Source organism: Vibrio nigripulchritudo (assembly GCF_027924785.1).
Taxonomy (GTDB): Bacteria; Pseudomonadota; Gammaproteobacteria; order Enterobacterales; family Vibrionaceae; genus Vibrio; species Vibrio nigripulchritudo.
Genome location: NZ_AP027050.1, coordinates 2,084,992 through 2,105,821, shown reverse-complemented (window position 1 = coordinate 2,105,821; position 20,830 = coordinate 2,084,992). Strand labels below are relative to the sequence as shown.

19 protein-coding genes are annotated in these 20,830 nt (G+C 47.8%); 6 read left to right on the top strand and 13 right to left on the bottom strand.

Going from position 1 to position 20,830, the window contains the following annotated elements:
* Position 1: 1 nt before the first annotated feature.
* The 5 genes from QMG91_RS27775 to QMG91_RS27755 form a co-directional block, all read right to left on the bottom strand.
* A complete protein-coding gene (locus tag QMG91_RS27775) occupies positions 2–991 on the bottom strand; it encodes an aldo/keto reductase (protein WP_281831273.1) in 990 nt (329 codons plus the stop codon).
* Between the two features lie 11 nt (positions 992–1,002).
* Complete coding sequence (locus QMG91_RS27770) at positions 1,003–1,986, bottom strand: sugar-binding transcriptional regulator (RefSeq protein WP_004404129.1); 984 nt, start codon at positions 1,984–1,986, stop codon at positions 1,003–1,005.
* Between the two features lie 10 nt (positions 1,987–1,996).
* Entirely contained in the window at positions 1,997–3,004 is a 1,008-nt protein-coding gene (locus QMG91_RS27765; RefSeq protein ID WP_004404130.1) for an ABC transporter permease, read from the bottom strand.
* Positions 3,005–3,035: 31 nt separating this feature from the next.
* On the bottom strand, positions 3,036–4,565 hold the full coding sequence (locus tag QMG91_RS27760; protein ID WP_281831271.1) for a sugar ABC transporter ATP-binding protein: 1,530 nt from the start codon (positions 4,563–4,565) through the stop codon (positions 3,036–3,038).
* Positions 4,566–4,657: 92 nt separating this feature from the next.
* Positions 4,658–5,710 (bottom strand): substrate-binding domain-containing protein, encoded by a 1,053-nt coding sequence (locus QMG91_RS27755; protein ID WP_281831270.1) that lies wholly within the window; start codon positions 5,708–5,710, stop codon positions 4,658–4,660.
* Between the two features lie 532 nt (positions 5,711–6,242).
* On the opposite strand from QMG91_RS27755, the gene QMG91_RS27750 reads away from it, so the two are divergent.
* From QMG91_RS27750 to QMG91_RS27735, 4 genes are all read left to right on the top strand, one after another.
* Complete coding sequence (locus tag QMG91_RS27750) at positions 6,243–7,403, top strand: iron-containing alcohol dehydrogenase (protein WP_281831269.1); 1,161 nt, start codon at positions 6,243–6,245, stop codon at positions 7,401–7,403.
* Positions 7,404–7,413: 10 nt separating this feature from the next.
* Complete coding sequence (locus QMG91_RS27745; protein WP_281831268.1) at positions 7,414–8,913, top strand: CoA-acylating methylmalonate-semialdehyde dehydrogenase; 1,500 nt, start codon at positions 7,414–7,416, stop codon at positions 8,911–8,913.
* A 128-nt stretch (positions 8,914–9,041) separates the two neighbouring features.
* Positions 9,042–9,821, top strand: a complete 780-nt coding sequence (locus QMG91_RS27740; protein WP_022562166.1) for an IclR family transcriptional regulator — start codon at positions 9,042–9,044, stop codon at positions 9,819–9,821.
* A 322-nt stretch (positions 9,822–10,143) separates the two neighbouring features.
* Positions 10,144–11,295 (top strand): hypothetical protein, encoded by a 1,152-nt coding sequence (locus tag QMG91_RS27735; RefSeq protein WP_281831266.1) that lies wholly within the window; start codon positions 10,144–10,146, stop codon positions 11,293–11,295.
* 294 nt (positions 11,296–11,589) lie between these two features.
* On the opposite strand, the gene QMG91_RS27730 is transcribed toward QMG91_RS27735, so the two are convergent.
* Positions 11,590–12,033, bottom strand: a complete 444-nt coding sequence (locus tag QMG91_RS27730; protein WP_281831264.1) for a GNAT family N-acetyltransferase — start codon at positions 12,031–12,033, stop codon at positions 11,590–11,592.
* A gap of 323 nt (positions 12,034–12,356) precedes the next feature.
* Between QMG91_RS27730 and QMG91_RS27725 the strand changes: the two genes are divergently transcribed.
* Positions 12,357–14,621 (top strand): PKD domain-containing protein, encoded by a 2,265-nt coding sequence (locus QMG91_RS27725; protein ID WP_022593952.1) that lies wholly within the window; start codon positions 12,357–12,359, stop codon positions 14,619–14,621.
* A gap of 69 nt (positions 14,622–14,690) precedes the next feature.
* On the opposite strand, the gene QMG91_RS27720 is transcribed toward QMG91_RS27725, so the two are convergent.
* The 4 genes from QMG91_RS27720 to QMG91_RS27705 form a co-directional block, all read right to left on the bottom strand.
* On the bottom strand, positions 14,691–15,134 hold the full coding sequence (locus QMG91_RS27720) for a YtoQ family protein (RefSeq protein ID WP_281831262.1): 444 nt from the start codon (positions 15,132–15,134) through the stop codon (positions 14,691–14,693).
* Between the two features lie 15 nt (positions 15,135–15,149).
* Positions 15,150–16,301 (bottom strand): DUF418 domain-containing protein, encoded by a 1,152-nt coding sequence (locus QMG91_RS27715; protein WP_281831260.1) that lies wholly within the window; start codon positions 16,299–16,301, stop codon positions 15,150–15,152.
* Between the two features lie 160 nt (positions 16,302–16,461).
* The gene (locus tag QMG91_RS27710) at positions 16,462–16,944 is read right to left on the bottom strand and encodes a GNAT family N-acetyltransferase (RefSeq protein ID WP_004404151.1); all 483 of its coding nucleotides are present in this window, start codon (positions 16,942–16,944) and stop codon (positions 16,462–16,464) included.
* A 100-nt stretch (positions 16,945–17,044) separates the two neighbouring features.
* A complete protein-coding gene (locus QMG91_RS27705) occupies positions 17,045–17,563 on the bottom strand; it encodes an outer membrane beta-barrel protein (protein WP_281831257.1) in 519 nt (172 codons plus the stop codon).
* A 355-nt stretch (positions 17,564–17,918) separates the two neighbouring features.
* Between QMG91_RS27705 and QMG91_RS27700 the strand changes: the two genes are divergently transcribed.
* Positions 17,919–19,766: a M3 family metallopeptidase gene (locus tag QMG91_RS27700; RefSeq protein WP_281831255.1), complete on the top strand. Its 1,848-nt coding sequence runs from the start codon at positions 17,919–17,921 to the stop codon at positions 19,764–19,766.
* 47 nt (positions 19,767–19,813) lie between these two features.
* Here the strand turns inward: QMG91_RS27700 and QMG91_RS27695 are convergent, their stop codons facing one another.
* From QMG91_RS27695 to QMG91_RS27685, 3 genes are read right to left on the bottom strand one after another with little or no spacing between them, the layout of a single operon-like run.
* A complete protein-coding gene (locus QMG91_RS27695; protein ID WP_281831253.1) occupies positions 19,814–20,200 on the bottom strand; it encodes a RidA family protein in 387 nt (128 codons plus the stop codon).
* Entirely contained in the window at positions 20,193–20,429 is a 237-nt protein-coding gene (locus QMG91_RS27690) for a DUF2798 domain-containing protein (protein ID WP_200768061.1), read from the bottom strand. The genes QMG91_RS27695 and QMG91_RS27690 overlap by 8 nt, the downstream gene beginning before the upstream one ends.
* Positions 20,430–20,438: 9 nt before the next feature.
* A complete protein-coding gene (locus QMG91_RS27685) occupies positions 20,439–20,729 on the bottom strand; it encodes a putative quinol monooxygenase (RefSeq protein ID WP_022612296.1) in 291 nt (96 codons plus the stop codon).
* Positions 20,730–20,830 lie beyond the last annotated feature (101 nt).

The following is a 20,830-nucleotide window of genomic DNA, read 5'->3' as shown; positions in this document are numbered from 1 at the left end:
CCTACGCGCTCTGATGGATGTCAGACAGGTGACGATTCACCGCAGAAGCAATCAGTGAAATGACGCCTTCAGAGAGTGTCAGTTCTCCGGCTCTGGCGTTTTCCTGCGCTTGTTTCGGGTTGCGTGCGCCGCAGAGGGCGTAGGTAATCCCGGGCTGGGACAAAGTCCATGCAATCACCAACTGAGCAACAGAAACACCATGGTCATCGGCAACGGGACCAATTTGCTGGCAGAAGTTTTGAACAAGCTGGCGGTTTTCCTGTGAAAACCAAGGATCCGATATCCTTTGATCATCACCACTGAACTGTGTCTGGGCAGAGACTTTTCCAGAAAGCAGCCCTAATGCGAGAGATGAATAGCTAAGGCAGGAAACCTGAGAGTTTCGAGCATGCGGCAGTAAGCTCTGCTCCAGTGAACGATCGATCATGTTATAGCGTTCCTGAATGGCGTCGACCGGACCGTATTTTTGGTATTCCTGAAGCTGTTCAAGAGAAGCGTTGCTGATCCCGATAGCGCCAATACGCCCCTCTTTTTTGAGCGCTAGTAGCGTGCTCATGGTTTCCTCAATGGCGGTGGTATCGTCCTGCCAGTGGGTTATGTAGAGATCGATGTAATCGGTTTTTAGCCGGCGCAGGCTTTGCTCAAGCTCGTAGCGAATAGATTCTGCACCTAAATAGCGGTGAACCTGCTGTCCTTCCTCTTCAAAAAAGTGGTTGCCCTGTTGAGTGTGCCAGACTAAGCCGCATTTGGTGGCGAGCACCACTTCTTCGCGTCTGCCTGAAATGGCTTCTCCAACCAGTTCCTCTGAGCGACCCAATCCATAAGCAGGAGCGGTATCAATCAGAGTGACACCGGCATCCAGTGCCGCGCGTATAGCATCAACCGACTGCTTTTCATCGGTGCCTCCCCACATCCAGCCACCCATGGCCCAGGTACCCAACCCGATCACTGATGTGTCGATGTCGGTTGTTCCGAGTGTTCTTGTCTGCATTTTTTAATCCTTTAAATCATGTGTTCCAGCACTTGTTTGGCGGTGTTTTCATCGGAGATTAATGTATTGATGAAATTGCCATTCAGTGCGGCGAGAATCGGCACAACCTTGCTTTCACTGGCTGCAATACCAATTCTCATCGGGACATTTCTTAGCTCTTCCAGAGTGAGCCCAACCAGCTTTTCGTTCAGCCTGTCCATGCATGACGCGCCCTTAACATTGATAAGGTGAGCCAGCATTTCGCCTTCACACAGGTTTGCCCGTATCTGGGCGCACTCCTCTTCCGACATGTTTCTTCTGAGGTCGAAGTAGCTTTCAGAACCGGTCGCCAGTGCACCAACACCAACCAATGCAATGTCGGCGTTTCTGGCCAGGTCGAGCACTTCCTTGCAGGTTTGCATTCCCATCAGTACATCCCGATCTTCTCTGGTATCGGCAAAAAGAGGGGCGTGAAGCTGGTAAGATTTTCCTCCCAGCTTTTCTGCCAGCGAGTAAGCGAGGTGATTCACATCGGTGAAATACTTCCCCTGAACCCCTCCGGTGGCGGGCACAACCGTGACCTTGTAGCTGCGAGTTGGCTTAATGACTTCCACCAGTGTGGATATGGCTTTACCCCCACTGACGCAAATCACGTCGCCATCGCGCAGGCGGTTGAGCAGAAGTTCGGCAGCCGTTTCTGCCACAAACTTGAAATTCACACTTGGGTCGGTACTCACCGAGGCACTGAGTGTGGCGTCCAGCAGGTTGGTTTTTTCCACCAACTGGCGCTCGTATTCTGCGACATCGGCGTGTTCGATGTTCAGGTTGATTTCCACCAAGCCATCTTCCCGTGCGCTGCGGATAATGCGGTTGACCTTCGCAGCAGACAGAGAAAGGTATTTCGAGATGTCTGCCTGACTTTTGTTTTCAAGGTAATGGAGTATCAAAACCTTACGCACCAGCCAGTCCGCTTCGCGTTTAGCCTGTACCGATTTGATGTTTGAGACGCTAGCCATCTGTTCCTCCTTAGCTCGGTTTCTTGTTAAGGATGTGGTCGACGGCAACGGCAAACAGCAGGATCAAGCCTTTGATGAAGTCCTGCCAGTAGACAGAAACATTTAGCAGAATCAGAGAGCTTGAGACCACGCTGAGCAGCGCGATGCCGAGAATGGCCCCCAGTACCGAACCCTGACCGCCGTTAAAGCTGGCTCCACCAATGACAGCTGCCGCGATGATGTTCAGTTCCAGCCCGACTCCGAAGTTAGGGGTTGCCGCACCAAACTTAGACATGTAGATGATGCCTCCAAGCCCGCAAAGTGCAGAGCAGAGCACGGTAACCCAAAGCTTGACCTTGTTGGTGCGAATGCCCGAATACTCTGCCGCTTTTTCATTGCTTCCGGTGTAGAAGACTTTGCGAAACGCCGTTGCATTGCGGAGCAGGTAATCGGATATGGCGACCACGACTAAAAAGATAATGATTGAGAAGGGAACCCCATACAGCGTGCCCTGACCAATGAACTTAAACTCAGGGGGAAGGGTAAACAGCGAAATGGGGGTGCCCTGTGTAATGATCATGCTGGCACCACGCGCAAGCCCCATGAATGCGAGGGTGACAATAAAGTGGTGTAACCCGATTCGGGTCACGCATAGCCCCATCAGATAACCGATTCCCCCCGACATCACTATCGACGTCAGGCTGGCTAACCAAGGGTTAACGCCGAGAATAAAAAGCTTGGCTGCAAACACCATTGCCAGGCACATAACCGCACCTACCGACAAGTCAATGCCTCCGACAATGATCAACATGGTCATACCCACAACCACTATGCCCTCAACTGAGAACGACAGCAGCATGGCTTTCATGTTGGCCCAAGTTAGAAAATAAGGTGATGCAAAGCTCATGGTGACAAACAGCGCCACGATGATCAGAATTAAGGTAAATTCGCGCATGTTCTTTGTTCGTGAGAACAGGTTTCTGACTGCGCTTTTTGATTGAGATTCCATGCCTTTATTGGCTGTTAAATTGTTGTCCATACTTTTTCTCCGCACCTGGGCGGGCCTCATATTAGCAAGCAGCAACGTGCTGTTGAGTAACGCCCGATGCCAGACGCATGATGTTCTCTTCTGAAATTTGACTGGCGGTAAGCACACCCGCGTTTCGCGATTCGCACATCACCATGATGCGGTCGCTAAGACCAATGACTTCAGGGAGTTCTGAAGAGATGACAATGATGGCGACCCCTTCATTGGCGAGTCTGCGAATCATCTTGTGGATTTCGGACTTAGCGCCAACATCGATGCCACGGGTCGGTTCATCCATAATGATGACCTTGGGTTTCACCGACAGGCTTTTGGCAATCGCGACTTTCTGCTGGTTGCCACCACTGAGCGAGGAAACCGGCGCTGACATACCACTGGATTTGAGATTCAGTTCGTTGGTCAGCCGCGTGGCCTGTTCGTCTTCAAGGTGATGCTGGATAAAACCGCGTCGTGAGACCTGATCAGGGTTAAGGGCTGAAACGTTGGATGCGATTGAAAGCTCCAGAAAGACGCCGTTTTCTTTGCGATCTTCCGAAAGATAGACAATGCCCGCTTCGATGCCGTCCTGATAACAACGGATGTCCAGCGTTTTGCCTTTGTAAGCTACATCACCACTCTGCTTCGCCTGCAATCCACAAATGGCTTTGACCATTTCAGATCGCCCGGAGCCTATCAGCCCTGAGATGCCAAAGATCTCTCCCTGATGCACACGAAAGTGGATGTCTCTGAAATATCGATTGTCCGACAGGTTTTTCACCGAAAGCAGAGTGGGATTATGTTCAACATCCTCTGCGCATTTTTCGGGGTAGAGATTGGTTAGCTCGCGTCCCACCAAATCGTTGACCACCTGCTCTGGGGTGGTGTCGCTGGTGGGGTAGCTCACCACCAGATTGCCGTCTCGGAACACTGTGACCTGATCGCAATGTTCAAAGATCTCCGCCATACGATGGCTGATGTAAATAATGCTGATCCCTTTTTCTTTTAGCTGATGCATGATCTCAAACAGGATCTTCGATTCGTTCTCGGTCAGTGCTGCTGTCGGCTCGTCCAGGATGAGGATATGGCAGTCGAGCGTCAGGGCTTTGGCAATTTCGACCAGTTGTTGATTCGAGATACTGAGCTCGCTCAACAACGCATTTGGATCGATGTCTGCCAGTTGCGAAATTGCCGCTTTTGCCTGCTCTTTCAGCGCTTTGTAGTCCATAAACCACTTTTTCGATGCGCTGGTTTTTGCCATTAAGATGTTTTCAGCAACGGAAACGTCCGGGCAAAGGGCAATCTCCTGATGGACAAAACCGATGCCTTTGCGCTGCGCTTCCAGTGGATCGGCGATGCGTGTTTTCTTTCCGTTCAGATAAATGTCGCCTGAATCTGGCTGATAGATTCCATCAATAATCTTCATCAGGGTAGACTTTCCGGCGCCGTTTTCTCCCGCCAGAGCGTGGATCTGACCGGGCATCAGGGTAAAACTGACGTCCTCCAGAGCAACGGTTTTCCCGAAGGTCTTACGTACGTTTCTGATTTCCAATACCGGTGTAACTGATGTAGCTGACATAGGTATCTCCTGTGTAGGCTGGGTACTTTTGTTTTTGCCCGAACAGATCACGACTCCTTTTGCTGATCTGTTCGGGAGGGCGACTTATGCTGTTATTCGTTGATGCCTTTTGTACCGCGTTTTTGTAGATACTTATCCCAGTAGAAATCGTCTGCGTTCTCTTTGGTCACAATGGCGAACCCATTGTCGACAAAAGGTACTCCCATTGGGTTGTAACCAGAGCGTTGGTAGTCGTTCATCGGGTCGATGAGGTTTGAGTGCGCCGCAAGATAGAGCAGCATCATGCCCATGTAACCCTGCATACCCTGATTAGGGTTGACCGCACCGAAGACTTCACCCGATTTGATCATGTCCAGAATTTTGGCATTCACATCCGCATTCATAACCCGGATTTTTCCGCCCAGTTCTTTTGCAGCTTGCGCAGCGCCCAATGCAGAGGTGGCTTCTGGCATGAATACCGCACCCAAGTTAGGGTTTGCCTGTGCCATCGTCATTACGGCGTTGTATGCCTTGGTGACGTCGGTGTTACTGGCGGCGCGGGATACCAGTTTCATGTCTGGCCATTTTTCTTCCATGCGAGTGATAAAGGCGGCGATGCGGCGGTCATGGTTGTCCTGCCCCGGGTTTTCTAATACCGCGTATTCACCTTTTCCGCCCATAGACTCCGCAATGGTGTCGGCTGCGTGGCGACCTTCTGCATAGTTGTCGGACGTAATAAAGGAGACACGTTCACTGTTTGGTGAGTCAGCGGCGAATGTCACAACCGGAATCCCCATCTCTTTTGCGCGATTGATAGGTTCAATAAACGGATCAGGATTCATTGGGTGCAACAAAATTCCTGCGGGCTTTTTAGCTAAAACCTGCTCAAATGAAGCTAACTGCTTGTTCACATCGTATTCTGGTGTGCCTGTGTAGACGGTTTTGCATCCCATCGACTTAGCCGCTTGTTTCATCATCTCGTACACGGGGAACCAATACTCAACACCGCTAACCATAACGTTCATGTAGTACGTTTCTCCGGGCTTACATCTGAATGGTTCAGAAGCAACAGCCTGAGTGCTCATTCCTGTCATGGCGACAATTGAGACCGTCGCTACACCAAGTAACTTCTTCATGTTTAAAGAGAATGGGTTGAACCTTTTCATTTAACACTCCTTGTTTTGGGCAATGGATGCCCATCATCGATAAGGTCATGGGGATAAAATTTCTGGCTGAACGAAATTTCAGAAAAGTGAAATATCTTTCAACTGCGTCAAGAATAATCACCCTGCCTGAAGAGTGTCAAAGCTATTTTGATACTAAAAATCTCATTTAATGTTGTTTTTGGTGGTGCTTGTTAACAAAAATAAAACAAGTTGGAAAGGGTAATACCTTGTAAATTTAAAGGTTTTTGAATGGTGAAAGGGGAAGCATCAAGTGAATTTTACAGGGTATTAACGAATCGTCTGAAGTGTGATCGATTTCTAATTATTAAGTCATTTGTCACTTATTATTTTATTATAACGATACAAAAAGTCTCATTATTATATTTACAATTACATCAAGTAGAGATTAGTATTGAAAACGATACATTATGTTTCGTTTTTGTTTGCTGGTTGTTTTGCGGTCTGTTTGCACTGTATGACCCGTTTAGTATCGGGCTCCGGCATGTTTAAAGTAGAAAAAAGGACTTTTGGAATGGTTAATGAAGTTCAACTGCCAAGGATTTTGAAAATAGGAGCGGGGGCGACCCAACAGACAGCGACATTGCTTAACGATCTTGGATGTCGTTCGCCACTGCTTATTACCGACAAAGTGATGGTCTCGCTGGGATACCCCAATCAAATAAAAGAGATACTCAAAGAAGAAGGGATCTCATGCACCGTTTTTGCCGATACGGTGCCTGAGCCAACGGTGTCTTCTATCGAACAGGGTGTCGAGGTTTTTCGAAGTGGCGATTTTGATGCGATTATTGCGTTGGGCGGCGGCAGCCCCATCGATTCTGCCAAAGCGATCAATATTCTTGGAACGCATGGCGGCCGAATGCGCGATTACAAGTTTCCGAGGATTGTCACCGAATCGGGTGTCCCGCTAATCGCTATTCCTACAACCGCGGGAACCGGGTCTGAAGTCACGCGTTTTACCATCATTACTGACGATGAAGTGGATGAAAAAATGCTGTGCGTGGGGCTGGGTTTCATGCCTGATGCGGCGCTGGTGGATTATAAACTCACGGAGTCTGTACCGCCTCGGGTTACCGCAGACACCGGAATTGATGCCCTGACTCACGCTATCGAAGCCTATGTAAGCCAGAAAGCCAACATGTTCAGCGATGCTCAGGCGACTGCCGCGATGAAGCTGATAGCACCAAATCTGCGTAAGGCTTATCACCAGCCAGATAATGCTCAGGCGAGAGAAGCCATGATGCTGGGTTCCACACTGGCCGGAATGGCGTTTTCTGCCGCGTCAGTCGCGCTTGTTCACGGCATGAGCCGCCCAATCGGCGCATTTTTCCATGTTCCGCATGGCTTATCTAACGCCATGTTGCTTCCTACTCTTACTCAATTCTCCATACCGTCCGCCAAAGAGCGTTACGCCAACTGCGCGCGATTTATGGGTATTGCATCGGAAGAGAGCAGCGATGATGCCGCATGCAATGCATTGGTTCAGGAATTAGTTGATATCAACAAAGAGCTTTCTGTTCCTACCATGTCGGAATTTGGTATCAACAAAGACGAATATTTTTCACTCAGCGAAACCATGGCAGAACAGGCGTTGGCATCCGGCTCACCCGGAAACAACCCACGAGTGCCAGTAAAACAAGAAATCGTTGAGCTTTACCACCAACTATGGGCATAAGGAGACCCCAATGGAACGTGTAGGACACTTTATCAATAACACTATTACTGGAACCCAGGATTCAGATTTTGCCGATGTCTACAACCCGGCAACCGGTGAGAAGATTCTCAATGTGGCGCTGGCTTCTGCCAAAACGACGGAGCAAGCCGTTGAAACCGCTGCGGCTGCCTTTCCTGGCTGGTCGAAAACCCCTTCTATGGTACGTGCCCGTGTGCTGTTTAAGTTCAAAGCACTAGTAGAGAAGTACCGTGATGAACTGGCAGAGATCATCACGGAGCAGCACGGAAAAGTATTGAGCGACGCTCAGGGCGAGATCACCCGAGGTTTGGAGGTGGTGGAATTTGCCTGCGGTATTCCCCACGCTCAGAAAGGGGAGCATTCTCTCAATGTGGGAAGACAGGTCGATTCACATTCTATGATGCAGCCATTGGGCGTCTGTGCAGGAATCACACCATTCAACTTCCCGGTTATGGTTCCAATGTGGATGTTCCCCATTGCCATTGCGTGCGGGAATACTTTTGTTCTGAAACCGTCTGAAAAGAACCCGACGCCGTCAATGTTTCTTGCAGAGTTGCTCAAACAGGCCGGATTGCCAGATGGCGTGTTTAATGTGGTGAATGGTGATAAAACAGCGGTGGATGTACTGCTGACGCATCCGGCAGTTCAGGCGGTTAGCTTTGTTGGCTCGACCCCCATTGCGGAATACATTTACTCCACGGCTTCTGCACATGGCAAACGTTGTCAGGCATTGGGCGGAGCTAAAAACCACATGGTGGTGATGCCAGATGTCGACACCTCTCAAGTTACCAACGCGCTAATGGGAGCGGCGTATGGTTCGGCTGGAGAGCGTTGTATGGCGATTTCCGTTGCAGTTTGTGTTGGTGAAGAAGCTGCAAAAAATACGGTGGAATCTCTGTTACTGGCGATATCCAAATTGAAAGTGGGTGCTGGTAATGACAAAGACGAGCCGGATATGGGACCACTGATCTGTGCCGCTCATCGCGACAAAGTACTGGGGTACATTAATCAGGGAATTGAGGAAGGCGCGAAGCTCTTGGTGGATGGCAGAAACTATCAGGTTCCGGGAGCGGAAAATGGCTTCTTTGTAGGACCGACTCTGTTCGATAAGGTCACTAAAGAGATGACCATCTATCAGGAAGAGATATTCGGACCGGTGCTTTCCGTGGTGCATGTTGAGACACTTGAAGAAGCGATTCAACTCATCAATGACCATGAGTACGGAAACGGCACGTCTATCTTTACCGAAAGTGGAAGAGCAGCACGTTTATTCCAGGAAAACGTACTGGTAGGGATGATTGGCGTGAATGTGCCTATTCCGGTTCCAATGGCATTTCACTGTTTTGGTGGCTGGAAACGTTCGATATTCGGACCACTCAATATGCATGGTCCTGATGGTGTGCGCTTCTTCACTCGAATGAAAACCGTCACCACCCGATGGCCTGAATCGGAAGGTATGCGAGCCGAGTTTTCCATGCCAACCATGAAGTAGTGGGGCTTATGTGCCTCAGAGTCGTGGACCTGAGGCACATTCTGATGTGGAAATGAGGCCACGTCGGTAGGTACATCGGCACCATGGGTATATACTGCCTACATAAGCGAAAGACATAACAGGACATTATGACAGCCAGCAGTAAACGTGAAAAAGGTTCCACGATCCTTAGAGTGCTAGAAATATTGCAAGAAGTGGCTTCCAGCGAGCAACCGCTCTCACCCACGGAAGTCGGAGTCAGGTTAGACATTCCCAAGCCAACCTCTCATCGTATTGTCAACACATTGCTCAAAGAAGGCTGGCTGTATACCGACCTTAAAGGTCAACTGGTTCCCGGTGACCATTTCCACAATATTGCCCTGAATGTGCTTCACACCAGCATTCATAAAACCCATTGGCGCGCCATCCTTGAACGGGTTGCTAAAGAGATGGATGAAACCTGCGGTATTGCCATTCCGGATGGCACCGAGATGATTTATTTCGACCGGGTGGAATGCGACTACCCTCTTAGGGTACACATTCCAGTAGGCACTCGCGTTCCCGCTTGGTGTTCTTCTAGTGGCAAGCTGTATCTGAGTAGTTTGCCGGACTCCCGACGTCGCGCCATGTTTAAGCAGTTTGATCTTAAGCCTATGGGCAAAAACTCCATTGTTGGTCCTCAGGCTTTAGAGCAGTCTCTTTTAGGTATTCGACAAACCCAGATTGGCGTCGACAATGAAGAATTTATGGACGGAATGAACGCCATTTCCGTGCCTATCAAAAGACCGGATGGTCGGCTGATCGCTTGCCTGTTCTGCCATGCTCCAATCGCAAGGAAAACCATCGACCATCTTGTGTCTTCGGTGGATAAACTTCGCCAAGCTGCTCAAGAAATCGAATCCGTACTCGCCGCGTTGGAAGAAGAGTAGATTCAGTTAAGAGTTGGCATAGAAAAGAATCGATAGGGTATTTCGCTGTTTTTCTTGAAGTGAGTAATGAGACTGACCGATGAGAAAAGTGTTGTTTTAATTGATTCTTTTATTAATTTAGTGCCAAAAGGTGCAGGTGTAACATTTTCATAGCATCCGATGCAATATAATGATTCCGGCTTTCTTTTGCTCGAAAATCGATCATATCTTGCTGATCGCGCCTTTCGTCAAGCATGCTGTAGCAGCCTACTATTCCTCGTAGCCGGGCTCCTATTCTTCTTTTCCTGATGCTCGGTTACTCTGCTAACAGGAGCTGGAAATTATGCCCAACCAAACCATTAACTCACAGTTGTACCTGGGTGGACTGGCTGAAACCCTGATCAAAGATTTGGGTATCAATCCTTATACCACCGAGATTCACTCCTTTGCCGAATATCTGGACGATTACTCATCAGATGAACTTGAAACCTATGAAGTATTGAGTGGATTTGGTGAGATCAACAAAGGTCTTTACTCGATGAAGACCTCTAACGAGTATTTTTTCGATGATAACCAACAACCAATAGAAAAAACGGTTGTCGACGTAAGTGCCTTCAAATGGAATGCATTTGGTGTGAAGGAGGCACTACTCATTACCGAAGCAGACATCGCCAACGTGAAAAACATTGTAGATGTGAATGTTCAAATGCTGTCGGATGAGGGTGTTTCCGTGAAAGTTGAACATGCCAAACGAGGGACAATAACTATGGGCGAGGGAGATGATACGGTTTTCATTTACCCTAAGTCTAATAGCTCACAATGGAGCAACGAGTTCAAAGTCGACCTAAATGGTGGCAACGACTTTCTTGAAATTACCTCTAGAGATGGTGATAACGGGAGGGATCGGGGACCTCACTCTGTGTTTACAGAATGGGAGGTCGATATGGGGACGGGTAATGATACTGTTGACGCCAGTGGTATTGTGGACCCGGTAAGAACCGGACTGAAAAGGCAATTTGAAGGTGGTGAGGGTATTGATGCTATCCATTTACCGGGAGGTCCCTCAGCTATTCCAATATCAGGTGGCAGTGGTAACCCCTATGATACTTTCCCTAAAACGCAGTTTTCAGGTTTTGAAGTCGTCGTTGGTACCAACCATTTTAGCTATCATCATTACAGACCAAATGCCACTTTTCTGAAGCTAGATGAGGATATATTGGAAGCTAACAAAAGCGGCTGGGGGGTAGGCGCAGATGGGAAAGTATACACAATGCTTTTCCATAAAGTGAATCTAGTCTGGCTTGACGCTTTTACTCATCAAGATACTGACGGTGATGATGATGACTGGGAAATCGACCCTGGTATTATTGCAAAAGTTGAAGCAGAGACGGACTTTTCTGCGTCCGACATTTCAGCAATAGAACTTCATACTGACGACGCCGATTATGTCATTCTAACTGCTGATGTCACATTTGATGATTTTTGGGCTTATTAGGGTCTGTTGACCTTTCGAGATGATTTTTGCAGCAATTTGTGGGTTCTTTATACAAGGCAGCGCTTATTCGGTGTAGTCGCTCTACATCAATAAGCGGTAACACAGTAGAAAGGAGCCACAAATGCTGCCCAAAGGGTTCGGTTCTATGCGCTTTACTCTTTGTTGCAAGGTATTTGCTTAGAATGACTAAGCTAAAGACCTTGCGCCGCGATTAAACTACATAGAACTCGAACAAAATTTAACCGCGAAAGGTCAACAGACCCTAGATCAACAGATCATCAAATCTACGGTGTTCTACCGATAACAGGTCATTGGCACAAATCGGATGCCATTGACCTGTTGCTCTGAATCCGTGGCGATAAAGCCGAATTTTTCATAAAAAGCGGCTGCATTAACTGATGAGCGTAAGCAAACTTCATTCTTATCCGTTGAAGAGAGCAGCGCCTCAAGCAATTGTTTTCCTAATCCCTTAGACTGTTTCTTCTTACTCACGAAAATATGGGTGATGTAATTCTTATCTCTCATCGCGCCATAACCCACAATTTCCCCATCCATCGTTAACTTTAAACAGAGGTACTGATCATTAGTCATGGTCTTTTCAACATCGGGAATCACACTGGCAGTGAAGGTTGTTTTACCTTGTTCATCAAAGTGAGGAAGAATGTCTACCCTTGTCACTTCTGCCACTAAATTTACGATGTCTTGAAAATCCGATGGTTCAACGGGTGAAATATCCATAAAGCCCTCCTTTGCTCTCTCAAGAAAACTACAAATCAGTCGTCGAATCAAGTAGTTAAATTATTTTCTTTCTGGCTCAAGCTTACGGATGCCGAATCGAGAGCATAAATACGGATAACATGATTGATTCTAATGACTGAAAAATGCAAAAAGGATGGCAAATCGAATCAGGGTCACTTTAATAATTACTGACTCATCAATTAATTACGTAAGTTTGCGAGTCATTTATAAAATGTAGATCGGCGAGATTGTGACCTCTTTGACTGGTTGATAGCTTGGGGAAAGAAGTAATCAATTCCAGTCAATTTAGAGGTACAAAACCTATGCAAAGTTTCAAATTAAGACCTTTGTTTGTTTCCACCTTGCTGGCAACAATGACGATCTCTACAGCACATGCGGCGAACTCGGCGTCAACGACGTGGCCCGGTCAGGAAGTAGGCGTACTTACCTACCAACTGAGCGCGGATAAACTTATTAAAACGGGTCCGATTCGCCTTGGACAAATGGACTTCAATATATCCGAAGCAGAACTTGATCAAATTCGGGCAAGTGCCCCTGATCAGGCAACAGCGGATAAATGGGTTGAGATAGCGATACTGAAGAGAAAGGTATGGCGCGCGCCGTATTCCTTTGTGATTCCAAATGAACGACCGCATTGGGCGATGGCGATGGCACACGCAGCCCAACTGTTCAAGAACGTGACTGGAATTGATGACCCGTTCCACAGCGCCAACTTATACGCAGCCAAAACGCTTCAGGAAAGCGCAGTAGGTGCCGACTATGACGCGAAAACTTTCACTTACCCAACACCACCTAAATACAAAGATCAGGATCCAAACCACTCGAATTATGGCATCTGGAGCACCTTGCACAATGGTCGAACCAAACACGACGGTTTCTTCCAGTTAGAGGGTCACATGTATTCCGCGTATGGCGAAATGATGCGCATGTTCCCGAACCGATTCTACAAAGGTATAAAGCCAGACTCCGTCTACAAAGCGGTCGCACCTTATGAGATGACATCGCCTATTTACAATGCTGTGTTCAAGCCTGAGCCGGGAAAAAATAGCTTTGTTCCGAGTGCCATTGGTGCGTCTTACTACAACATTTTCGCTTACTACATTCTGGCGCGATCTTCTGATGACTTTGGCAATTTTGTAGTCGAATCTAAAGACCCACTGGCGCTGACCAAGCTGATCTCTGTGGGTTACAACCGTGGATTAAGTCCAAACAGCATGGCGCTCAACCCGCTTAAACCTGAGGTAAGAGCCTACTGTGCTTCTCTGGACGTCATTGATGAGTGTTTCGACCCAGAAAACCAAGGTGGATTTGGTACCAGCTATCTCTATCAGGTGCCGTACAAAACGGCTGAGCTGAATGACGTAGCGGAAAATAATGGTCCCGGTTACCCCGGTTACTACACCAGCCAGATTGACTGGCCAACGGTCAGCACATATTTAGATGCGCTTGCTCCGCTATACACTCCGGAAGAAATTACTGCAGCTAAAGCGTCGGCTAAAGTCGCATTTGATGCCATTGCGAAGCAAGGCAGCATAGATTTTGCCAACCAGTTTGGCGCGGTTCTTGATGCGATTCTGCTGTCGCTACCTGTCGATACGCCGTGGACTCAGCTATGTAAAGCCGACGGCGGTGCTTACGATGCGTTTAACCGTGACGGAACCTTCAAAGGCGTAGAGCACAGCTACCGATGCAAGCCTGAACACATCAGTAAGCCTCTGATTTTGGGTACGCGTGTTGGCGACAGAGCACCAGTAGCGAGAGCTGGGGAAGATCAGGTGGTCAGCCACGTTAAAACGGTCACACTGGACGGAAGCCGCTCGTTTGACCCGGACGGAGACGCGATCACTTACGCATGGAAACAAGTTAGCGGAACGCCAATCGCTTTGACTACGCAGGGTTCTCAAGCGAGTTTTGATGCGCCATTGGTGGGTGCGGAAAGTGTTCACACATTCCAACTTGCTGTGACGGCAAATGGCAAAACAGGTACGGATAACGTTATCGTGACTCTGCGCCCGAATCAGGCACCAGTCATTAGCTATAAACCAGTGACCGATATATTTGTCGGCGATACTGTCACGATTGACGCGAGCAAAACCCTCGACCCAGATGGCGATGTGATCAGCTATCGTTGGTCTGGGCTGCCAGACGGGTCGGTTGTCAACACCACCACGCCAACCATTAGCTTCAAAGTACCTGCTGCGACGACTTACAACATTGAGTTGGCTGCAAGTGACTCCTTCAGCAATACGGCAGTAGCGACGATCCCTGTGCTTGTTGAATTGGTGGATGCAGGTTCGACCTGGGATCCAAACAAGATTTATCAGAAAGGCGATGTGGTTCGTCACCGCAATAAAGAGTACACGGCTCAGTGGCATACGGAGAATGAAGAGCCGGGTGTTGCAGAAGTGTGGTTGCAGACTTACGGTCCTGAAATTACGGAGTGGGATCCGAAACGCATCTATGGCAAAGGTGACCGAGTGCTTTATAACGGAGCAACTTGGGAAGCGAAGTGGTACGCCAACCATGAAAATGTTCCGGGAGTCGATGGCGCTTGGAAAAAGGTATAAGTCTCTGCTTATAGAACTTAACTAAAAACAAAGGGAGCGTGAATCGCTCCCTTTTCTATTTGAATTACGTCAATCCTGCTTGAGCAGATAAGTCAGAATCTCGACCACCTGACTGGGTGATGTCGCCCAAGCTTGCGCCGATGCATCGACTTCTTTTAGCGGATGAATCAGCGCTTCATCATGCAAGGTAATGTACGGCTTGCCATGTGCGGCGCAGTAACCGGCATCAAATGCCGCATTCCACTGGCGATATTTATCGCCAAAACGTATCACCGCCAAATCGCAGTTCTCAATGTGCGTTTTGGTTCGGATGGCATTCACTTTTGCAGACTTATGATCTCGCCAGAACCCGTTTTCTTCCTGACCCAGAACATCGCCTGCTGCATCACTGGCTTCGTGATTCGTCACCGCAGATGTGAAGGTGATATCCAACCCAGCAGCCTTACTTTGCTCAATAATCTGGTCGCGCCAGTCGGTGTGAATTTCACCTGAAAGATAAACGTTAAAACTCATTTTGCACCCCTGTGTTTACTCCACCTGAGAGGCGGGAGTGAGTAGTTGCTTTTTCTGTTGACTTCGAGTGTACGCTTTTCTCCAAATGTATTCCAAAGGACCTTGCTTAAAGAACCTTAAATACAGGTGAGCCAGCACAATCTGAATCGCAGAATAGGCAAGGGCGATATAAACATAATCGATTTGAGTTGAGGTTAAGTGGAATTCCGGGAACATCCACCTCAGTACAATGGCACCAACAATCGATTGGGAGATGTAGAGGCTGAACGCCAGTTTCCCAGGGGCTGCAAACAGATTAATTATGCGGCTGCCATTGGCAACTAGTTTAACCACAATATGCGCGTAAATGAGTGCCACGAAGACCGCAGACACACTGGCAAAAAGTGCGCTGACTTCTGTCGAAGCTGCCGCTAATTGAAGCCTGAGCGCCACATCCAAGCCAGTAAAGATCACTGCTCCAATGATGACTTTAATCAGAGCATTCTGTTCGAAACCTTTTGTGAAGAACTCATTGCGATACAGATACGCCCCCAGCATCATCAACCCTGCAACCTGCCAGAATACCCAGAGAGGGGATGAGACGACGATGATCATGGCAACGGCACTTTGAATGATCATCTGAATGCCGTAAGAGCTGAACCACTCGTTGTACAGTTCCATAAATGCAGTTGAACCTTGAACCAATGGAGGCTCTGAAAAATACAGAATTAATGCGCTCCAGCTCAGGTTCAACACTGCGCCAATCACCAGATAGCGAATGGCTTTCTTTCTCAACTGGTCTTGTGGAAGGTTAAGGGATTTAAGGACAAACCACGCGGTCACACTGTAAAGCAGCAATACATCGCCACCAAAGATGAATACTCCGTGTAAAACCCCAAACAGCATTAGCCATTTGAGACGAGGTTTAATGGCGTCTCGTGGAGAGATGTCTTTTTTCTTGTAAGACTGATACTGAATAGCCAGCCCGACACCAAAAAGAAAGCAAAATAAGCTTCGGAAGCGACCATCAACAAACACACCGTTAAACAGATCGACCAGCGTGTCACTGAGAGGAGCTAAAGCAGGAGAGACATACCCCACAGCAAAGAAGCCGTGGTAATAAACATTCATGAACAGGATCCCCAGTATGGCGATCCCACGCAATATATCGATGGACTGAATACGCACTGTAATAACCCCTTGCTAACTGTTCTGAGGCAAGCGATGCAAAAGCAGATGAATCCGCGGTCGCAGAGCGACAATAATCATAATTCTGCTCTTACATCGATGTGGGTATCAACGTAGCAAGGGGAAGGTTAATGTGCCCTAAAACTGGTATTAAGCGGTATTAAGACTCTGCAAGATCGAGCAGTTCCTGCCCGGTTAAGCGGTAACCGACCCACTCATCGAGCGGCTTGGCTCCGAGCGATTGATAAAAGTCGATGGCTGGCTGGTTCCAGTCGAGTACATTCCACTCGAAGCGACCACAATCTTTTGCAACTGCAATTTGTGCCAGATGTTTCAACAACAACTTTCCTGCGCCAGTGCCTCTTGCATCAGGTGTCACGTACAAATCTTCGAGATAAAGCCCGTATTTGCCAACCCAGGTGGAGTAGTTGAAAAAGTAAACGGCAAAACCAACAGGTTCACCTGCTTTTTCACAAATGATCGCGTAGGCAGTCGCGTCTTCTCCGAAGATGGTTTTTCGGATACTGCTTTCGGTGGCTAAGACCTCATGTTCAGCTTTTTCATAGGTCGCCAGTTCAGTAATGAATCTGAGAATCAGAGCGGAATCGCTTTCGACGGCTTTACGAATGGATAATTCACTCATTGTTTTTCATTCCTTGAGAAAATAAGCAGTGGATTGAATATCTTAAATAGTGTCCAGACCTAACCATTTCAAGGGATAGAGCGAATTTTCTTAGCTAAAGTTAAAATCGGTAGCCCGCACTCAGTAAGAAGTGATTATAAGTTGCCCCACGGTTTATATCGTCGATTTTGGCAAAAGAAATGAACGGCTGATAATCCACACCAAGCGTGAAGTTGTACAACGCGTATTTAAATCCGACTCCGTAGCCAGCTCCCCAGCTGTATTGGTTTGGTCTTTTATTCCACTTTGCCTCAATGTAAGACAGCGTTAACCGTGCTTGCATGGAAAAATTGTCATTGAAGTTAATTTCAGCCAACGGACCAAAATAGTATTCACCGGTTTTTAATTCGTAGGTTTGCCCTTTGTGCTCGATAAAGTTAGCACCCAGATGCCCACCGCCGCTAAGTGCACCGTAAATTTCTGACGTATCGATTAAATCAATGCCGATAGAAGAGCCAGACATTTCATCAGATGTGACCGCATCGGAATAAGAGGGGAGCCCGACTCGAACACTCAGGTTGTGGGCAGCCATTGATTGGGACGCGAATAAGAGAGTGAGAGCCAGAATTTTTTTGGTCATTGAAGGTATCCGACAGGTCGAAATTAGCATTTATTTCAGTGATGGTAGCACCCATTATCATTAGTGATTGTAAGGGTATGTAAGCCTGTGAAAGTGAGGTATTAACGGGGAATACTTGAAGTGCATATGGTGTCTATCAGTACACCGGATTTACACTGTAAAACGAGTGTTTAAGGCTTCTTTTATTTATCCCAATCCATTGCCAAAGAAACTGAATTGCTCTTTTATTCCACGGTGTTTTTTCCTATTGCAACAACAAAGTATAGAGTTTCGAATACCGTATCTTGAGGTAGTTTGGGTATCTCATACATGCGATAATCGACGTCTATTCAGGCGACAATTTTAAGGATAAGAAATGTCTGCAACCTCATATCTTAATGATTTGAACCAACGTTATCTGGCTATTCACCGCACCAAAGAAGATTTCTTCTGGGAAACCTACATGGGAACCAGCGATGATCATGAAGGGTCGTCGAAAGCTCAAACCGAGTGGACTCAATTTCTAAGCCAGGCTTCTCAAATAGAAGCCATCAAGCAGCAGCTTGAAGCGGCTGAAAACATCACAGACGAGCAGGAAAAGCAAAGCACGATTAAGGGGCTGAATGGCTGGCTGGCGACGTTTAAAGCACACGCGATTGAAGGCGAAGACAGCCAGAAGCTGAAAGCCGATTTGATTAAATTCGAGTTTGATCTGTTTGAGCGCAACCAGAACCACGCCATGACGTATGTGAATGAAAATGGCGAAACCGTTGAGGGATCTCTGCCTGTCGTTGGCGCTGCCATTCGTACTAACGAAAAAGAAGAAGTACGACAATCCGCTCACGAAGCTTTGCTCGGTCTGGAGCAGTGGCTGCTGCAAAATGGCTTTATTGAACTGGTTAAACGCCGCAACGCGTTTGCACGCTCTTTGGGTTACAAAACGTTTTTCGATTACTCCATCGTTAAAATGGAGAAAATGACCACTCAGGAACTTTTCAGCATTCTGGATGACTTCGAAGTGCGTACTCGCGACAGTCATCTCAACAGCCTGAAGGCACTAGCTAAGGAGAAAGGCGAACAAGCGCTGAGCGGTCACAACTTTGTTTACTCATTTGCTGGCGATGTCATGCGTGAGCTAGACCCATATGTGCCGTTTTCCAAATCACTACGCCGCTGGGTGGAATCGTTTGGTCGACTGAACATTGATTTTTCTGGTGCCGAGCTGACACTGGATTTGCTGGATCGCAAAGGCAAGTATCCGAACGGCTTCTGCCATGGTCCGATTCCTTCGTTTTACGATCAGGGGACCTGGGTACCAGCGCAGGTTAACTTCACCAGTAATGCCAAACCCGATCAGGTCGGCAGCGGATACGATGGTATCAACACCCTGTTCCACGAAGGCGGGCATGCGGCTCATTTCGCGAACGTAAAACTGAACGCGCCTTGTTTCTCACAGGAATTTGCGCCTACTTCTATGGCTTATGCTGAAACTCAGTCGATGTTCTGCGATAGCCTGCTAACCGATGCCGACTGGCTGAAGCAATACGCGTTGGACGATAACGGAAACCCAGTTACGGATGAAATCATCAAAGCGATGATCGACAGCCGCCAGCCTTTCAAAGCTTATGAAGAACGCAGCATTTTGGTTGTGCCTTACTTTGAACGCGCACTTTATGAACTGAGTGACGATGAACTCACCATTGAGAACATCACCAAACTGGCACGTGATACTGAAAAGCAAATTCTGGGGTTAGAGTGCAGCCCACGTCCGCTGATCGCCATTCCTCATTTGCTTTCAGACGAATCTGCCTGTGCTTATCAGGGATACCTGCTGGCTCACATGGCGGTGTACCAGACGCGCGCTTACTTTACTGAGAAGTTTGGTTACCTGACGGATAACCCCGAAATTGGTCCGTTGATGGCGGAGCATTACTGGTTCGGTGGTAACAGTACTTCGCACAATGACACCATTGTTAGCCTCACAGGCGAAGGGTTCAACGCTAAGTATCTGGCTGACATGTGTAACCTGTCTGTCGAGCAGGCTTGGGATGAAGAGGTGAAGAAAATTGAGGGCTTAGCGACACGTCAGAGAGCGGAAATAGCGTCACTGAATGCTACTATCAAAGTGGTGGATGGCGATAAAGAACTGGCTACAAACTCCAATTCAGACTCCGACATGTGCGATAACTTCGAACGTTTCATTGTCGAAACCTACGGTCGATAAACCTTAAGAGCCAGCCTAAACAGCTGGCTCTTTCTTTTGCTTTGATATCAGGTTAGCGAAACGACGGCTTCCACTTCGGCTTTGAGATCTGGATGAAACAACCCCGCGACCTGAACCAAGGCACTAGCTGGATATTTTTCACCGTAAACCTCAAACAACGCATCCCGAGCCTCGGGGATATCTGCCACATCGGTAATGTAGACAGTCACCTTGATGATTGAGTCGAGCGTTGTCTGGTGATGTTCTGCAATTGCAGATAACTGGCTGTAAATGGCTTTGAGCTGCGGTCCTATCCCAAGATGTTGAGCATCGGTACCAAAAGCGGTGAACCCGGAAGTGTAAAGCGTTCTGTTATGTTCAGTCGCATGAACATAAGGTCCTACGGCATCGCCTAAGCTGGGGTAGTGATGTCTTTTCAGTTCAGAGTCAGGCATGGTGCTCTCCATGAAGTTTGAACGCGACCAACTGGGCAGTCAGCTTTTGTACGCGAGGACCTAAAGCGATTGAAATGGCAGCGGCAGCAGGCCATGCCAGCAAAAAAGCTTTGATCCAGGACGAGAAAAAAACGTCGCTAAACCCTAGGTTTAACCAGGTCACCCATAGTGTCATCATGCTCGAAAGCACCAGTGACATAAGCAACCCAAAAATGATTCTGTGCTTCATACTGCCTCCTCATTCCGACAGTGAGTACAGCTTCTCGATGTATTCCACTTTAGTCAGATTTTGCGCAAGGAACGTCTTGGTGTGGGGCTGTTCAAAATGATTGTTCAAATCTTCTTCACTGTCCCAGCGCTCCCATAACGTGAATTTTGTCGGGTCATCCTGGCGTTCCAGCAGCTCAAAGTGCTGACACCCCGGTTCTTTCACGGTTTCTGCCACAAGTTTGCGCGCTTCCTCTAAAACGTATTCTCTGGGTGCATCGCTGGAAAGCGATAACCCCGCACTGATGCATAGTGTTTTCATGCTGTTTCCCTTGCTGGTTTTGAACACGAATAAAAGAGTAGATAATTCCAAAAAAGAAGAATATGGTTAAAAAATGAATTGCTAATTCCAATTATGAAATC

Bases quoted from the DNA above. Each gene is read 5' to 3' on its own strand.
- QMG91_RS27775 (WP_281831273.1), bottom strand. From the start codon at position 991: ATGCAGACAAGAACACTCGGAACAACCGACATCGACACATCAGTGATC.
- QMG91_RS27770 (WP_004404129.1), bottom strand. From the start codon at position 1,986: ATGGCTAGCGTCTCAAACATCAAATCGGTACAGGCTAAACGCGAAGCG.
- QMG91_RS27765 (WP_004404130.1), bottom strand. From the start codon at position 3,004: ATGGACAACAATTTAACAGCCAATAAAGGCATGGAATCTCAATCAAAA.
- QMG91_RS27760 (WP_281831271.1), bottom strand. From the start codon at position 4,565: ATGTCAGCTACATCAGTTACACCGGTATTGGAAATCAGAAACGTACGT.
- QMG91_RS27755 (WP_281831270.1), bottom strand. From the start codon at position 5,710: ATGAAAAGGTTCAACCCATTCTCTTTAAACATGAAGAAGTTACTTGGT.
- QMG91_RS27750 (WP_281831269.1), top strand. From the start codon at position 6,243: ATGGTTAATGAAGTTCAACTGCCAAGGATTTTGAAAATAGGAGCGGGG.
- QMG91_RS27745 (WP_281831268.1), top strand. From the start codon at position 7,414: ATGGAACGTGTAGGACACTTTATCAATAACACTATTACTGGAACCCAG.
- QMG91_RS27740 (WP_022562166.1), top strand. From the start codon at position 9,042: ATGACAGCCAGCAGTAAACGTGAAAAAGGTTCCACGATCCTTAGAGTG.
- QMG91_RS27735 (WP_281831266.1), top strand. From the start codon at position 10,144: ATGCCCAACCAAACCATTAACTCACAGTTGTACCTGGGTGGACTGGCT.
- QMG91_RS27730 (WP_281831264.1), bottom strand. From the start codon at position 12,033: ATGGATATTTCACCCGTTGAACCATCGGATTTTCAAGACATCGTAAAT.
- QMG91_RS27725 (WP_022593952.1), top strand. From the start codon at position 12,357: ATGCAAAGTTTCAAATTAAGACCTTTGTTTGTTTCCACCTTGCTGGCA.
- QMG91_RS27720 (WP_281831262.1), bottom strand. From the start codon at position 15,134: ATGAGTTTTAACGTTTATCTTTCAGGTGAAATTCACACCGACTGGCGC.
- QMG91_RS27710 (WP_004404151.1), bottom strand. From the start codon at position 16,944: ATGAGTGAATTATCCATTCGTAAAGCCGTCGAAAGCGATTCCGCTCTG.
- QMG91_RS27705 (WP_281831257.1), bottom strand. From the start codon at position 17,563: ATGACCAAAAAAATTCTGGCTCTCACTCTCTTATTCGCGTCCCAATCA.
- QMG91_RS27700 (WP_281831255.1), top strand. From the start codon at position 17,919: ATGTCTGCAACCTCATATCTTAATGATTTGAACCAACGTTATCTGGCT.
- QMG91_RS27695 (WP_281831253.1), bottom strand. From the start codon at position 20,200: ATGCCTGACTCTGAACTGAAAAGACATCACTACCCCAGCTTAGGCGAT.
- QMG91_RS27690 (WP_200768061.1), bottom strand. From the start codon at position 20,429: ATGAAGCACAGAATCATTTTTGGGTTGCTTATGTCACTGGTGCTTTCG.
- QMG91_RS27685 (WP_022612296.1), bottom strand. From the start codon at position 20,729: ATGAAAACACTATGCATCAGTGCGGGGTTATCGCTTTCCAGCGATGCA.